This is a genomic window from Candidatus Palauibacter irciniicola (assembly GCF_965208695.1).
Classification (GTDB): Bacteria; Gemmatimonadota; Gemmatimonadetes; order Palauibacterales; family Palauibacteraceae; genus Palauibacter; species Palauibacter irciniicola.
In genome coordinates, this window is the sequence record NZ_OZ242352.1 from 2,515,022 (window position 1) to 2,530,084 (window position 15,063).

At 66.8% G+C, this 15,063-nt stretch carries 11 protein-coding genes; 4 read left to right on the forward strand and 7 right to left on the reverse strand.

Going from position 1 to position 15,063, the window contains the following annotated elements:
• Nucleotide 1: 1 nt before the first annotated feature.
• Complete coding sequence (locus ACOGI9_RS10935; protein WP_419857159.1) at nucleotides 2–292, reverse strand: hypothetical protein; 291 nt, start codon at nucleotides 290–292, stop codon at nucleotides 2–4.
• A 224-nt stretch (nucleotides 293–516) separates the two neighbouring features.
• On the opposite strand from ACOGI9_RS10935, the gene ACOGI9_RS10940 reads away from it, so the two are divergent.
• On the forward strand, nucleotides 517–726 hold the full coding sequence (locus tag ACOGI9_RS10940) for a helix-turn-helix transcriptional regulator (RefSeq protein ID WP_419857160.1): 210 nt from the start codon (nucleotides 517–519) through the stop codon (nucleotides 724–726).
• A gap of 31 nt (nucleotides 727–757) precedes the next feature.
• Here ACOGI9_RS10940 and ACOGI9_RS10945 read toward each other — a convergent pair whose 3' ends face one another.
• The 4 genes from ACOGI9_RS10945 to ACOGI9_RS10960 form a co-directional block, all read right to left on the reverse strand.
• Complete coding sequence (locus tag ACOGI9_RS10945; protein WP_419857161.1) at nucleotides 758–1,042, reverse strand: hypothetical protein; 285 nt, start codon at nucleotides 1,040–1,042, stop codon at nucleotides 758–760.
• A gap of 138 nt (nucleotides 1,043–1,180) precedes the next feature.
• Entirely contained in the window at nucleotides 1,181–2,692 is a 1,512-nt protein-coding gene (locus ACOGI9_RS10950) for a HesA/MoeB/ThiF family protein (protein WP_419857162.1), read from the reverse strand.
• Nucleotides 2,693–2,697: 5 nt separating this feature from the next.
• Nucleotides 2,698–3,096: a hypothetical protein gene (locus tag ACOGI9_RS10955; RefSeq protein ID WP_419857163.1), complete on the reverse strand. Its 399-nt coding sequence runs from the start codon at nucleotides 3,094–3,096 to the stop codon at nucleotides 2,698–2,700.
• Nucleotides 3,093–3,704 carry a hypothetical protein gene (locus tag ACOGI9_RS10960; protein ID WP_419857164.1) on the reverse strand — a complete coding sequence of 204 codons (612 nt, stop codon included), beginning with the start codon at nucleotides 3,702–3,704 and terminating at the stop codon, nucleotides 3,093–3,095. The genes ACOGI9_RS10955 and ACOGI9_RS10960 overlap by 4 nt, the downstream gene beginning before the upstream one ends.
• 283 nt (nucleotides 3,705–3,987) lie before the next feature.
• Here ACOGI9_RS10960 and ACOGI9_RS10965 point away from each other — a divergent pair, with 283 nt between their 5' ends.
• A complete protein-coding gene (locus ACOGI9_RS10965; RefSeq protein WP_419857165.1) occupies nucleotides 3,988–4,353 on the forward strand; it encodes a helix-turn-helix domain-containing protein in 366 nt (121 codons plus the stop codon).
• Nucleotides 4,340–5,275, forward strand: coding sequence for an ImmA/IrrE family metallo-endopeptidase (locus ACOGI9_RS10970; protein ID WP_419857166.1), 936 nt, complete (start codon nucleotides 4,340–4,342; stop codon nucleotides 5,273–5,275). The genes ACOGI9_RS10965 and ACOGI9_RS10970 overlap by 14 nt, the downstream gene beginning before the upstream one ends.
• Nucleotides 5,276–5,302: 27 nt before the next feature.
• Here ACOGI9_RS10970 and ACOGI9_RS10975 read toward each other — a convergent pair whose 3' ends face one another.
• Both ACOGI9_RS10975 and ACOGI9_RS10980 read right to left on the reverse strand, forming a co-directional pair.
• Entirely contained in the window at nucleotides 5,303–5,479 is a 177-nt protein-coding gene (locus tag ACOGI9_RS10975) for a hypothetical protein (protein ID WP_419857167.1), read from the reverse strand.
• Nucleotides 5,480–5,520: 41 nt separating this feature from the next.
• Nucleotides 5,521–12,945 (reverse strand): SwmB domain-containing protein, encoded by a 7,425-nt coding sequence (locus ACOGI9_RS10980; RefSeq protein WP_419857168.1) that lies wholly within the window; start codon nucleotides 12,943–12,945, stop codon nucleotides 5,521–5,523.
• Nucleotides 12,946–13,158: 213 nt separating this feature from the next.
• Here ACOGI9_RS10980 and ACOGI9_RS10985 point away from each other — a divergent pair, with 213 nt between their 5' ends.
• Nucleotides 13,159–14,142: a tyrosine-type recombinase/integrase gene (locus ACOGI9_RS10985; RefSeq protein WP_419857169.1), complete on the forward strand. Its 984-nt coding sequence runs from the start codon at nucleotides 13,159–13,161 to the stop codon at nucleotides 14,140–14,142.
• Nucleotides 14,143–15,063: the final 921 nt, after the last annotated feature.

Consider the following 15,063-nt stretch of genomic DNA (forward strand, 5'->3'; position numbering starts at 1 on the left):
CCTACTCGTCGCCGGCTTCTTTGAGGTCCGCGAACAGCTCTTCCACGCTGGCGAATCGAGCGGTCCCCTGCCTCATCATCTCTTCTGCTTCGGCCATGGCCCTTTGGGTCTCGACGTTCGGCACTCTTGGATGGGCACACCGCGGGCAGTCCCTCATCGCTTCGGCGTCATCCTCCCGCTGTTGCGAGGCGATATCCTCCTCGGTGGTGGCGTCCAGCACCGCGTAATCGACCCTCCCCTCGGGCAGGCTCTCAAGATCGTCCAGATCAATCGTGATGCGCGTCGTGCTCATGTTTCCGACCTCCCTTCCCATGCTTCCGTGCTTCCTGCATCTGGTTGCGATACACCATGCTAGCGGGTTGGGTGCCCGGCCGCCCGAGGACGGTGAGGCGGTGGGTGTCGACCTGGTAGGTTACGATGGAAGGGGAAGGAGGATGATCATGAACGACGCAGACGGCGGGTCCGCGCGCTCGATGTTGCGCCCTCCGCACCTGGGCGAACTGATCCGCGAGAGGCATGGACGAGGTCGGCTGGAACGTGACCGAGACGGCGGCGCGCCTGGGGTGGGAGCGGGGGACGCTGTCGCGAGTGCTGAACGGGAAGGCGGCCGTTTCGGCGAACATGGCGCTCGCGTTGAAGGGCCTCGGCTGGGGTACGGCCGAGCACTGGATGTCGATGCAGGCGAGCTGCCAACTCGCGAAGCTCAGGAGCGGCAGTCGCTTATGAGACTCTTGCGAATGCACGTCCCGCGCGGAACCTAGAGGTCAAGCGCCTTCTTGACCTTTTCTTCCATCCATTCCTGGCCAGCCGTTTCGTACATATCTACCCAATTCTCAAACTGGGTTGTCTTCGCCACATAAGAATCCCACGGTTCGTCGGGGATGGCGTAGAAGTCTTCAGCAGACTCAACGGTCCACTCGCTCTGTTCTAGCATGTCATCAAGACTCGAGAACGTAGTGTACCGCCTCATGAACGCGGCGTTAAACAACTCGTCGAACGGGACTTCGTGCCGCCCGTCGAGATTCTTCGCCTCTCGCTCCAAGTTCCGTAAACGTCGTTGGAGCTTCTTGATGCCACTAAAATCCACATCAACTCTCACTTGTCACCTCTTTGTAATTCCGTGTCGACCGGGGCACACTTCCATCTTCCCCTCTTCGTCGTTTGATCCTATCGCTTGGGATCATCCACAGCTCTCTCCCGCATCGGAACCAGCCGCTTCTCCAAGCCGTAGCCAATTCCTCACCCTACGACGCCATTTCGCCCACCACGGCACCCTCACGGCGCTCGGTGCGACATTCGCTTCGTCGGCCTCGACCACGGGGAATGGGAAGCGATCACCCGTGCCCAGGTGCTCGCAGTAGAGGCACTCGGCGGTACACGCAGCACCTACGTCACTGTCCATCATCCCGGTTGTGAAGTGATAGGTCTGGACCCCCGCGTCACCCATCCCGGCGGGTTGCACGACCAAGCTCAGGAACTGACAGACCATCATCCCGCTCACAGACAGAGCAAACCCGAACACGTTCTCGTTCCGTCGCAACTCATGGTCTTCCCGAAGCTGCTCGATGTACGTCGGATCGTCGAGCAGACCTTGCCGTTCTAGCGTGACGTTTGCCGGATCGAACTGGCCGAGGCATTCCAGACACGCCCTTCCGGGCATCGCGACGTGTGCACCCCACTCGGCTCCTCGCATGGACCCGTCCGGCTTGACACGGACATGCACGCCTCCGTCTACGACCGGGATGTAGTGTGCGAAGGCTGCCATGTTCAACACCTGTCTCGGCCACGGCCGATCCACGCAACTGAACAGCACGTCGCAATCCAGCGCCGCTCGTAAGCCGTCCGCCCTCGTCACTGACTTCCGGTACAGCCTCACATCTACATCGTCGGCGGTCGCATGCTTGAGTAGCTGCTCTCCCGCCACGTCGACCTTGAACCGCCCGATGTCATCGACCGTCGCGTGCAGAAGCCGATCCAGGTTGTGTTCTTCCACCGTGTCGAAGTCCATCAAGCTGATGGTCTCAACACCCATTCGGGCCAAGCCTTCCGCTACGATCGCGCCCACACTCCCGACTCCGATCACGCCGCAATGCAGTCGAGCGAGCGTGTGTTGCTTCTCCTCGCCCCATGCCGAGTAGGTCCTCTTCAGCATTTCCTTGTACTTCGGTGCAGGTGCCAACTCTTCCATGAACGTTACGTCGAAATCGTCCCCGACTACGCGAACGCTCCCACACCAGCGCCGTTCGTACTCCCGTCGCCCAACCCGCGTCCAGAAACGCGCGCTCAGTGCCCCGTCAGTTCCCATGGTCAGACCGATCAGCGGTAGGCCCGTCTCCCCAAATATTGAAGGCGCCGTGCTTCGCTCCGTGTCCACGTCGTCGTCGCTCATTCCCTGCCAGCCCGGAGTGAAGTGGCTGTGCAGCAGTGCGATACCGGCGTTCTTCGACATCGCCGCCTCCGCCACCCGGTCCAGGTAGTTCGGCAAGAAGCTGGCGCCGCCATGCAGCCGCCTTTCGTTCGCGACCGGAAGCACAACCTCATTCAACACTGCGGTTGTTCGCGTTTCACCGGTGCTCGGCTTCCACAACGCGAAACAGAGATCCTCCTGCTGCTCTCCTCTCCTGATGTGTTGCAGGAGATGCCGTCGCAACACAGCGGCGACCCCGGACGTCATCACGACGCTGTAGTCCACCGAACTCACTGGCTCTCCCAAAGCGCTTGGACGTACTCCATGTACCGCACCGCGTTCCTTGCACCCGATTTCCAGTTAGGAAAGGGTCTGCTCCAATACTGCCAGCGGTCTTTGAAGTGCACGCTGTGGTCTTTGCTCGCATGAACGTGCCCGGAAGGATGCGGGCCGTTCGGGTTGTTCGGGTGGATCAGCTGGTGAACGTGTGGGCCGCCCGGTGGCGACAGCGGAAAATCGGGCGGGACGACGATCCCGATGTCCACCCTCAACCCCTTGCACTTGCCGTCGAGGACATGGTACCTCGGGATCATGATGTGTTCGTCGCCCAACTCCTCAACCTCCGTTCCAGCTTCCCGCAACTCTTGGGCGAAGCGGGCTCCTCCAACGAGCATCTCGTCCCCGGTCATCCGTCGAGCTGCGAAACGGGCTTTTCCCCGGTGAAATGGCCAACAAACTCGGCTCCGTCGTACAGGGAGACCGGCTCCTCGCCCCTCCCATCGTACTTGATTCTCTCACCATCCTTGATTTCGACCAGGTAGTAAGTGTTGGGATCGAGTTTGCCCAGTTGAAGGATCTCATTAGCGGACATCGGGTTTTCCAGCGCCTCATGTAGTTCGCCGTCGATCTTGATCGTAATCGGCGGCTCCCAAACGATCTCCGCGCCGGCGAGGCACTTCTTGACCAACGCCAACGTCTCCTCGGCGGCCTTGGAGGGCTCGCCCTCACCATCCAGCCTCATGAGCAACTCGAACAAGGTCGCTGCAACCGGCGTGAACCGAACCGCCCAGCCGCCCCGCACCTTCTCGATCACCCAGGCCGCCTCATCCGGCTCGACCTTGCTGTCCTCCAGCACCGGCGCCCCCGGCCCCTCGGACTTCAAAACCTCTGCTACGGACCTCACCTCGACCGCACCCACTCCCTCCAGGCTTCGCAGCAGGGCGCCGCTCTCGTCGAACAGCTCCACGCCCCAGCAGCGCTCTCCTTCCGACACCTTTCCAATCTTCAACCGCGACACGAGACACCTCCTCAGATGGTCCGTTTCGCCCTGGGCTCCGCGCCCCTGGGCCACGTTGTCAAGAATCTCGATTCACCCGACCGGCCCCCCTCCCTCATGGAGCCGCCGTCCCCCCTTTGGACGTCAGCCCCAGAAGTCGATCAGCTAATCTTACCGAGCGTGCTTGTGCTGTCAAGCATCGGTCGAGCATGCTTGATCGTCATCCCGGTCAGAGCTAGACTGAGGACCGGGAACGCCATCGACGAGGACGTGCATCGTGCACCCGGCTTCGGAGGGATTCAGCGTGAAGCCCACACTCGGAGAGTACCTTGCCTCCATCCGTGCGGACCGGAAGATGACCCTGCGTGACGTCGAAGAGGCTACCGAGAAGGGAGTCTCGAACGCCTACCTCAGCCAAATCGAGAACGACAGGATTCGCAAGCCTTCCCCCAACGTCCTTCATTCCCTGGCCGAGATCTACGCCATCAGCTTCGAGAATCTGATGATCAAGGCCGGCTATCTCATGCCTTCTTCGGAACGTGCCGACGATGACCGCCACGGCCGCGTGGCGACGTTCGCGGAGCACAATTTGACGGAGGAAGAGGAATCAGAGTTGCTACGATTCCTTCAATTCATACGCGGCAAGGGGCGAACCCATGATTCGACCTGACGACAGTAGGCTTGACCCCGCGGACCTCCGCGCGGTCGAGGAGCAAGCCCGCCGACTCCTTGACCGCGCAGATGCTTGGAACGAATTCCCCGTCCCCGTCGACGATATCCTCTCCGCTGCCAAGGTCCACGTTGACCAGACCGGCGCGTTCGACCCGGCCACAATCATCTCCTACGTCAAGGGCAAGACGGCCGATACGCGCGCCCTCGTCAAGACGGCGATAAGCAAGGTGTTCGGCGTCTACGATGCTACCGCTGCCGTCATCCATATCGACGACACCCTTGTGGAAGCCAAGCAGACCTTCCTGAAGTTGCACGAGGTGGGACATCACGACCTTCCCTGGCATCGTAAGGTGTTCCGATTCTTCCAGGACTGCCGCAAGACGTTGGACCCGACCGTCGCGGATCAGTTCGAACGTGAGGCCAACAACTTCGCGCGGTTCTTGCTGTTCAAGGACCGTGCCTTCGCCGAAAACGCAGCCGATTTTCCCTTGGAGATCAAGACACCGATGACACTCGCCAAGAGATTCGGCGCCTCGGTTTATGCCTCGGTTCGTGAGTACGCCCGCACGAACCCGAGCCCGTGTCTGGTTCTTGTTCTGAACGGACTTGAAGCCACCGAGGATGCCGGTCCCCGCGCGACAGTTCGACGCATCGAACCCTCGCCGTCGTTCCTCGCCCGCTTCGGTCGCCCCTCCATCGAAGCGATGACGCCCGACCACCCTCTCTGGCCGGTCATTCCCATTGGCCGCAGAATGACCAGACCGATGTCGCTGTCGTTCACCGATGCCAACGGGCAGCCACACGAATGCGTCGCCGAAGCGTTCGATACCACGTACAACATCCTGATCCTGCTATACCCTGTGAGCGCCCTCAACACGACACGTGTTATCGTACCATCCGTGGTGAACCTGCCGAGTTGAGACGCTGTGGATCCGCTCCAGGCTGAGTCAGGCGGTGAGCGCGTGGGTCTGATGTTGAACCCTCCGCATGTGGGCGACCTGAGCCGGGAAGAGCATGGACGAGGTCGGCTGCAACGTGACCGAAATGCGATCCGCCGTCCCGAGCGACGGCGAGCAACCACGCTCGATCTGGCGCATCCGGCTCGGGTCGCCCAGCGCCTTCATGCCGAGTCCGTCGGCCTCAGGCCCCAACACGTCCGGGGCCGTCAGTGGGTGATCACGGCCTGGTACTGCCCTGCATCTCTGAGCCTGTAGTCCTCTCCGGCGACCTCGAGGACGTGAACGCGGTATAGGGACAGTTGGCTGCGGTCCGGCACGCGGAATCGAACGAGCGTACCGGCCCGCAGGGGACCGCCCACGATGATCTGGCGCGGTCCGGACATCTCGGACTGATACAGTTCCAGACCGGGAGCGCGCACGGTCTCGATACCGGGCCCCTCCAGCTCGAGCAGGACGCCGGCGTCGCGATGGCCGGACGGCGGGGCGAACTCGACGGTCAGGAGGCCGGGACCCTGCGGTGCGGTTGCCGCGACGATCGGAGGGCCGGGAGTCCGCTCGGCGGTGGGTGGCCCCATGAGGTCGCCGGTGCACGACCAGATCGTGGCGGCGGCGAATAGCATGGCGAGCGCCCAGCCGACCCTGGCACGTCGGCGACGCCTCGCGCGCTCGAGCCTTCTCCGGCGCTGGGAGTTCCCCCGGGCTCCGGCCGCCGCGGCGCCGACGAGGGCGGTACCCACCAGGGCGGCGCCCGTAGCGGGACCGGGACCGGCGGGCGTCCCTCCGCACCGCGTCGCGCCCCTTCGGCAGCGCTCGATCCAGGAGAGCAGGTCGCCGAGGTCGTAGCGACCGTTCCGGTTGCCCAAACGGTCGAGCGCGGTCCGCCGCGCCTCGCTGAGCGGCCGCCCGCCGAAAAGCGCGTCGGCGCCCTCGTCCGGGGTCAGTCCGTTCACGATCTCCAGCGCCTCGCCTTCGAGGACCAGCGAGTCGCGCCCTGCGTCGCCACCCACCGCGTCGCCCGCGCTCGGCCCTTGAATCGTCGCCGTGGGAGAGTTCGACAGCGGCCGCCCGTCCGGCGTGCAGATCGCGCCCGCCGCGCCGCAGTCGGTCGTCGCCGCCAGCGTCACCGTCACGGAGTCGGACGAGTTCGTTCGCACCGTGATCGTCCAGCGCTGGTTCTGTCCCCGTGCCACGCGACTCGCGCCCGTCACCCGCGCATTCGTCGCCGTCAGCGCCTCGTCCCTGAGCTTCCTGTAGGGCAAGCGCCCGCCGAAGTTCTCGCTGAAGCGAAGTTCGAAGCTGAACTCGGCACCCCTGCCGCCGTGCGAGGCAGGCACGCCGTGGAACGCGGCGGTGAGCGGCGGGGGCGCGACCGGATCGGTGGCCGCGCTCACGAGCGTCTCCTCGTGGCCCGCGTCGTCCGTGAACGTCACTCGCACCCGGACCCGCATACCCTCGTCCGAGTCCGCGAGCGTGTAGCTCGAGTCCGTCGCCTCTGAGATGTCCGCATCGTCCGACAGCCACTGGTAGGCGAACACGGCACCCGTCAGCCCGTCCGCGTCCTCGATGGCCGCCGTCGCGGCCGTCAGCGTCTCGCCCACCTGGGCGGTCCCGGAGATCGTCGGCGCACCCGTCGCCGCGCTGTTCGTCGGCCGCGGCACCGTGTTCGCGACCGGCTCCGGGCCGAAGCTCTCGATCGCGAGTTCGTCGGCGTCACGCAGCACCGCACCGCTCGACGGTTTCGTGTAAGCCACCGTCACCGTGTCGCCCCACCGCACGGGCTCGACCAGGCGCAGGCCCACCGTGTTCTTCTCCCAGAACGCCGGGTTGGTCTGCCGCGGCACGCCGTCGACCAGGACCGTGTAATCCGTGTGGAGGCCCGAGATCAAGATGTCCTTCGTGAAGGTGAGCCTCACACCGCGTCCGTGCTCGGGCGTCGCCGCGCTCTCGAACCGGGCCGGGCCCGTGTGGCCGGCTCCCGGCTCCGACCACTCACCCGCGCCGACGGCGTTCCTTGCCCGCACCCGGGCTTCGTAGCTCCGTCCGGCCTCGAGGCCACCGATCGTGGCCGAGGTCGCGGTGTCCGCGTGCGTATGATCTGTCCAATCCGGCGCGCCCCGACGCCGGTACTGGATGTCGTAGCCCGCGACAGGCGGATTTGCGTCCGGCGCCGTCCAGGTCGCCTCGACGCTGGTGTCGGACGCCTGCGTCAGCGCAGGCGCGCCGGGCGCCGCCGGGACCTCCGCCGCCGCGTTCTCGACCGACATGTCCTCGATGTCCGCAAGCTGGTTGCCGTCCACGTCCCACAGTCCCGACGCGCCGTCCGGCCGGGTGTAGCTCACCGTCACCGTCTCGCCCGCAGCGATGTCGCGGCTCAGTGTCAGCACGAGCTTGTTCGCCTCGCCCGCGGGGAACGCGGCCCCCGTCACCGTCACCGGCCCGCCCGACGCCGCGACCGTGAACCACTCGCTTCGGGGCACGGAGTCCGTCGCGAAGGGCCGCCGGGCCGTCAGGATGATGCTGCCGACCTCCGCTTTCATTGCCCATCCCGTGGCGCAGCGATCCTCGGCCCGCCAGCGCTCGTTCACCACCTCATGGTGCATGAACCCGTCCACGGCCGTGCCGTCGATGCCCTGGAGGGGGGAGGTGGCGGGCTTGGTGTACGTCACCGTGAACGCGGGAGAACAGGGGAACACCGGGTGCGCCAGGCGCAGCACCGCCGTCGAGTCCTCCACCCCGACGGTGGTGATGCTGTTGGCGGTGTATGCCACCCGCTCGCCGTGGTGGAGCGGATGGTGGAGCGTGAACGCGTCCGTAGCCGGCAGGCTCGCCGGATCGAGGGGCATGTCGTAGGCCAGCGCGAGCCGTGCGCCGTCCACGGCCACCGACTGGAGCGCCGGTTTGCCGGCCGACTCGGCGGTCAGCGTCCGCGTGAACGTTGCCGCGTTGTTGCCCGCCACGTCCCGGATCGGGTCCGTCCCCGGCGTGTAGGTCACCTGGAACAGCGTCCCGGACGGTGCGAGCCGGTCCAGCGTCAGGACCACGTTGTTGCCGCCCTCGAAAGCGACGTTCGAGATCGTCACGGCGACGCTGCTCACCGTCACCGCGAAGTCCGCGGCCGCGGGCGCGGAGGACTCGTCCAGCGCCTCGTTGAACGACAGGACCATCATGGACTTCGCGGGGCTGCTGCCCGTCTGGGTAACCGAGCCGCCGAGCAGCTCCGGCGGTATGCCCTCGATCACCGTCTCGACCCGGAATTGCTCGAACGACAGCACGGCGGGGTTGCCGGTGCCCGTGCCCCGCAGCCAGTTCGCTACCGGCCTCGTGTAGTTCACATACGCCGTTTCGTCCGCGCGCAGCCCCTCGGCCAGCTCCACCGTGACGGTTTCGCCGCTGATGGCCGCGGTGCCCGTGCCCGCGACGCCGCGCACGTCGCCGTCCGCATCCTCCGCCACGACCAGGAAGGCGCCGCCCGCCGGCACCGACACCTCGTCCAGCGCCGCGTCGAAGGCCACCCGCAACGCCGTCAGCACCACCTCGGCGCGCACCGGCTCGGGTCCCGCTGCGCCCCCCGTGTTGTTCGTCACGGCCCGGTCCCGGAACATCGGCGCCCGGCGGCCGCCCTGGCTGCCGGGCGCCTTCAACGCCGTGCCGGTGTAGGTCAGCGTCACGGACTCGTCGGCGCGCGCCCCAGTGCCCAGCTCCAGCCTCAGGACACTGTGCTGGCTGGTGGACCTGCTGACCCTGGTGGGGTTCAGGGCCTTGTTGGGGTCGTCGACGCCGATGCCGCCGATGCCCGCCACCTGGAACTCGAACTTCAGGTCCGCGAAGCTCCCGGCGGTCAGATTCTTGTCGAAGTGCACGGCCATCACCGCGCCGTTCACGAACACGTCCGTGACGCGCGGCCCCACGTCGTTGCCGCCCGTCTTGGCACCGTTGACCTTGTGCAGCGGATCGGCCGTGGTCCGCATGTCCTCATTCAGGTTGTTCGTCGTCAGATCCGCGCGGGCGCCCGTGAGCGCGCTCACGACCTTGTCACTGGCGTTCGGATCGAGGATCACCCGGTTCTGCGCGTTCGTGTGCACAAACACGCCATTGGCGGCCACGTCGCCGGGCTGGACGACGTGCTTGAAGCGCAACGTCCTGCCGCCGTGCAGCACCCTGGGGAGAGCCGTGTTGCCACCCGTGGAACCGAGCACCTTGCGGTTGTTGCCGACTTGCAGGCGCAGCCGCACCTCCCCGCCGCCGGTGACCTCGATGGGCTCGCTGAACTCCACGTCCACGAGGATCTCGTCGTGCCGGAGGTACGTGTCGTCCGTACCGTTGTTGTCCGCGTCGAAGGTCGGCCACGAGACGATCCGCACCAGGTTGATCGTCGGCTGGCCCGCCTGCGCGTTCGTGACCGCCCTGTCGGAGAATCCCGGGACCAGTAGTTCCGCCCTGTCGGCGTCCCGGAGCGGGTTGTCCTCCGGCACCTCGTAGCTGACCGTCACCGTCTCGCCGGCCAGCGCCCGCCGGCCGAGCGTCAGACTAACCTTCGTGCCCGAGACATCGACCGCGGTCGGCGTCTGGTCCGCGCCAGCCCCCTTCACCGTGAAGGCGGCCGGCGCGGGTTCCGAACCGGTATCCAAGCTCCCGTCGAAGGTGATGGTCAGCGCTGTGCCGTTGACCTCCGCCGAGGAGAACGCCGGCGGGGTGTTGTTGGTGACGGGCTGGTTGCTGAATGCCTGCGCGGCATTGCCGGAACGGTCCTTGAGGCGCAGGGTGGGGTCGTTTGGCACCACGTACCACATCCTGACCATTTGGCCGCGCCGGGCCGCCGTGAGGAAGCCCGCGGTCGCCGTCCGCCCGGAGATGGAGAGTGGAATGTTGCCCCTATCTGCGTTGTTGCCGTCGAGGGTGGCCAAGAACACAACCGACCCTACCGACACGGTCTCGTCCAGATCCTCGTTGAAGGTGACCGTCAAGGTCAGTCCGTTCATCGCCGCGCTCACGAACGTCGGCCCCGTCGTGTCGTCCGGCGTGTTGTTGGTCACCGACTGGGCGCTGAACTCCGGCACCGGAAGCAACAGTTTGTCGGCGTCCTTGAGCTTGTTGGCGCCGGGCGTGTAGGACACCGTCACGGCGTCGGTGTCGAGCACCGCCGCGGCCAGGGTCAGCGTCACCGTGCTACCGCTGACCGCCACCGGGTTCGTCTCCGCCAAGGCCCACGCGCTCCCGCCCACCTCTACCGCGAAGTCGCCCGCCGCCGGCAGCGAGCCCGCGTCCGTGGCCAGACCCCCGTTGAAGGTGATGGTCAGCGTCGTCCCGTTGACCTCCGCCGAGGAGAACGCCGGCGGGGTGTTGTTGACCACCGCGTGCTTGGCGTGCTGGCCGTGGAAGAAGGTCGCCAACTTGTTCCCCGCGAGGTCCTGCAGAACGGTGCCGGTGTAGTCGAACGAAATGGCCTCGTCGTGCCGGGCCGCCGAAGTCAGGGATGCGGTCAGGACGTCGGCGGCGGTGAACGGGCTCGTGCCCATGCTGACGCCAATTCTCGAGACGTTCGAAGTGAAGCCGCCGGTCCCCGTCGGCACGCTCGACCTGTCCATCGCCTCGCTGAAGGTGAACGTCACCGTGGTCCCGTTGGCCACCATGCTCTCGATTTCCGGCGCCGTCGTGTCGCCGGTGCCGTTGCGCACCGGCTGGGCGGAGAAGTTCGACACTTCGTTGCCGCCGGAGTCCCGCAGCGGGTTGCTCGACGGCTTGAAGTAGGACACCCTCACCTCCTCGCCGGCGGCCACGGCCACGGCCAGCGTCGCGCTCGCCGTGGCGCCGCTGATGGTCACCGCCGCGGTGGTGCCGTTGATGCTCCTCGCGCTGCCGCCCTGGGGCTGGGCGACCACGCTGAACGCGCTGCTCGTCGGCGCCGAGCCCGTGTCCAGGTCCTCGTCGAACGTGACCCGCAGATCGGTGCCGTTCACCCACGCGCTGGAGAAGGCCGGCGCGGCCGCCGTCTCGTTCTCCACCGGCTGGCCTGAGAAGCTCTCCACCTCGCTGCCGGCGCCGAAGCCCCGCAGCGGTAGCGCACCTGGACCGGTCGGCTTGGTGTAGCTCACCGTGACCGTCTCCCCTGCGGCCACTGCCGAGGCCAGGGTCTCGCGCATCGCGGGGCCGGCGATGGTCGGTCTGCCGGTGCCCTGGATGGTCCTCGCGGTGCCGCCCTCGGGCGTTGCGGTCACGGTGAACACGGTGCCTCCCGGCACCACGTCCCAGCGCAGGTCCCTGTCGAACGTGACCGTCAGCGTGGCGCCGTCCACTGTCGCGCTGACGAAGACCGGAGGTGGAGTGACGTTGACGTTGCGCACCGGCTGGTCGGAGAAGTCCGCCACGTCGGCGCCGGCGGGGCCCTTTAGCGGATCGCTCGCCGGCTTGGCGTAGCTCACGGTCGCCGTCTCGCCCTCGGCCACCGCCGAGGCCAAGGTCACGCTCACGCTGGCACCGCGGATCGTCACCGCAGCGCTCGTGCCGGCGATGGTCCTCGTGGTGGCGTCCGCCGCCAACACCGTCACGGTGAACGCGCTGCTCGCGGGCGCCGAGCCAGCGTCCAGGTTGTTGTCGAAGGTGACCGACAGGACGGTGCCGTCCACCGTCGCGCTGGAGAAGGACGGAGGAGAGGTGACGTTGCGCGCCGTCTGGCCGGAGAAGACCGGTACGTCCGTGCCGTCGGCAAACCGCAGCGGGTTGGTGGACGGCTTGGCGTAGCCCACCGTCACCGTCTCGCCTTCGGCAACCGGCGAGGCCAGCGTCACGTACACCGTGGGGGTCGCGGCCGTAATGGTGCCGCTGATCGTCACCGCCGCGCTTGTGCCGGCGATGGTTCTCGCGGTGCCGTCTGCCGCCGTCGCCGTTACGGTGAACGCGCTGCCCGCCGGCGTCGAGGCCGTGTTCAGACTCGCGTGGAAGTTGACCGTCAGGGCGGTGCCGTTCACCGTCGCGCTGGACAGGGTCGGCTCGGCCTTGGCGTAGCCCCGGACGGCCAGCTTGTAGGGACGGTCGGCGCCGACCCACGTGGTGCTGGCGGCAGTCCGGCTGCGCGCCGCGTCGAAGCGCCATCCCGCCGCGGCGCCCGCGTCCTCGTCGATCGAGGCCGTGACCCGCCACCCGAAATTGCTGCTGTTGGCGCTCCCCACGTCGAGGACCACCCAGTACTGCGTGTCGGGATTCAGGTCGATGCCCGCGCCGTCGGCGGTGAACCTGTTGCTGCTGCCGGTGCTGAGGGAGGCCGGGTTCGTCAGCGTGCCCAGGACGGTGGTCCCCGGATTGTTGGACGCATCCGACACGATGCGCACGGCGTAGTTCGGGGGCGTGCCGCCGGGGTCGAACAGGTCCAGGTCCACCGCGGTCAGCTTGTAGCCCGCTGCGTTACCGCCGCTGGTGAAGGCCTGCCCGCCGTCGTTCTGGAACGAGGTGCTGCTGTGGGTCGTCTGCCCCGTGTTGCCCACCAGCTTGACCGAGGTCTGCGCCTGCGCAGCCCCGGTGCCGAGCAGCAGGGCGAGGATGGCGGCGAGCAGGCACGCCGCCGCGCGCCTGGAGCGGGCCGGGCGGACGGCGGCGTCCAGGCAGACGCCAGGCCTGGCCGGACACGGAAGGCGCAACCTCGGCGCCCGCATCCGGCGTCGCGACCGACTCGCCCTCGAACTCTCGCGGTTTCTCGGCATCTACTTTCTTTGCCCGCTGAAGTGGCAGAGCCCCCATGCGATTGAGCGACGGTTGGGCCGCTCGCGCTCGCAGGCAGGTTTTGCTCGCGATAGCGGGGAGTTATCGCGAGCAAGACGCGTGGTCGTTGCGACCGAACCGGAGCCCACTCGATGCCAGATTCAGACGCGAAGTCCCCCATAGATGCCCTGGCCGATGCAGCATCCGACGTGGAGATGGCGGAGCGGTTGACGTGGTTCTTCGAGACGGTCACGAGCGCGTTCAGCCGGAACACGGAGCGAGCGCTGCGGGCCGACCTTCGGGTATTTCTGGCTTGGTGCCGGAGGCACGGTCTGGCGGCAATGCCTGCGAGCGACGCCACCGTGGTCGCCTTCATCGACGACATGGCGTGCAGCAGGGCTCCGGCCACGGTGCGCCGCTACGTGTCCAGCATCGCCACCCTCCACAAGGCGCTTGGCCTGGCGAACCCGAAGGAGAACGCGGCCGTGAAGCTCGCCCTGCAGCGGATGTACCGGATGCGCGGGCGCAGGCAGACGCAGGTGGCCGGGATGACATGGCCGCTCCGGAACCGGCTGATCGAGGCTGCGGGAGGACGGCTGATCGACGCGCGGAACCGCGCGTTGGTGGCCGTGGCCTACGACACGCTGCTACGGCGATCCGAGCTGGTGTCACTGAACGTGTCCGACCTGGTCGAGGAGGCCGATGGCTCCGCGACGCTGCTCGTGCGACGGAGTAAGACGGATCCCGAGGGGGCGGGCGCCATGCTCTTTGTCGCGCGCGACACCCTGGGGATCGTCAAGGTCTGGCTCGGTCGCGGCGCGATCGCCGAGGGGCGGCTGTTCCGTTCGGTTCGCAAGGATGGCACGGTGGGGGAGACGCTTGACGCCAGCCAGGTGCCGCGCATCTACAAGGCGATGGCCCTGAATGCCGGAGTGCCCGCCGCGGACGTGGTCGCCCTCGCCGGGCACAGCACGCGTGTGGGCCCGGTTCAGGACATGATCGCCTGCGGGATCGAGTTGCCGGCGATCCTCCAGGCCGGACGCTGGAAGAGTGTGCGCATGGTCCAGCGTTACGGCGAGCGATTGTTGGCGCGCCGCAGCGGGGCTGCGCAGTTAGCCGAGCGACAGCGGCGCTGAGGCGGCCCGGTCGCCGAGGTGGGAGGTGCCGAGTCCACCCCCCACGGGAGCGTTGTCGCGCGCGCGGGGTCAGAGAGTCGTCACCCGGAAGCTTGCAGCCGGGGGTGTCCGGCATTCAATTCAATACAGACGTGTAGCGCGCGATAACTCCCCGCTATCGCGAGCAAAACCGACCGAGCAATCGCTCAGAACATCGACCCATTCGGCGCCCTCTTTCCCGTCGAATGGCCGCGGGTCGGTGCCGAAGCAAATGTCAGCGTTCGCCACAGGCATCCGCCGCGCCGTAGCCCTCGGTCGCCGTAGTGCACCGGATCGTTATTGTCCGACCAATCAAACTGACACGGCAATTCCGTCTTGTCCATAAGCTCATGTGTTACCATAGGTTACAGGTGCTATTGTATCGTTAATGTGCCGTTACACTGCAAAAGCGAGTCGTCACGAGGAGGCGGCAGAAGGACCGGGCCCGGCTTCCCCGAGGACGAAACCTTCTCCCGGAACTTCCCTGGAAGGCCGATCCGTCACCGGGGCGCGCAGGTCGGCAACTTCTTCCTCGGCGACAAGGAGAGCGGCCGGGAGTTCACACGCGAGGACGAGGAGGTTCTGGCGCTGTTCGCCGCCATCGCGCGAGGCGGGGACCGTTCGCGTGGAGGAGATGGTCCTCGAGACGCCGGACGGCCGCAGAGTCAACACGCTGATCAACGCCACGCCCATCCGCTCGGAGCGGGACGACATCGAGTCGGTGGTCGTCACGCAAGGGTTTGGTGGAGGCGCATGGGGGCCGCATCTGGGCCGACGCGCGGAAACGGGCCCCGACGCGCGCTTCACCTTCACGATCCCGGTCGTCGACGAGCCTGGGCTCGGGGGCGCGGCGCGTCCGGCGGGAGCGGCTGCCGACCCGCCAGCGGCCGCGGCGGACGCGCC

Excerpts from the sequence above, each read along its gene's own strand:
- ACOGI9_RS10985 (WP_419857169.1), top strand. The coding sequence starts at position 13,159 with ATGCCAGATTCAGACGCGAAGTCCCCCATAGATGCCCTGGCCGATGCA.
- ACOGI9_RS10935 (WP_419857159.1), bottom strand. The coding sequence starts at position 292 with ATGAGCACGACGCGCATCACGATTGATCTGGACGATCTTGAGAGCCTG.
- ACOGI9_RS10975 (WP_419857167.1), bottom strand. The coding sequence starts at position 5,479 with ATGAAGGCGCTGGGCGACCCGAGCCGGATGCGCCAGATCGAGCGTGGT.
- ACOGI9_RS10940 (WP_419857160.1), top strand. The coding sequence starts at position 517 with ATGGACGAGGTCGGCTGGAACGTGACCGAGACGGCGGCGCGCCTGGGG.
- ACOGI9_RS10955 (WP_419857163.1), bottom strand. The coding sequence starts at position 3,096 with ATGACCGGGGACGAGATGCTCGTTGGAGGAGCCCGCTTCGCCCAAGAG.
- ACOGI9_RS10970 (WP_419857166.1), top strand. The coding sequence starts at position 4,340 with ATGATTCGACCTGACGACAGTAGGCTTGACCCCGCGGACCTCCGCGCG.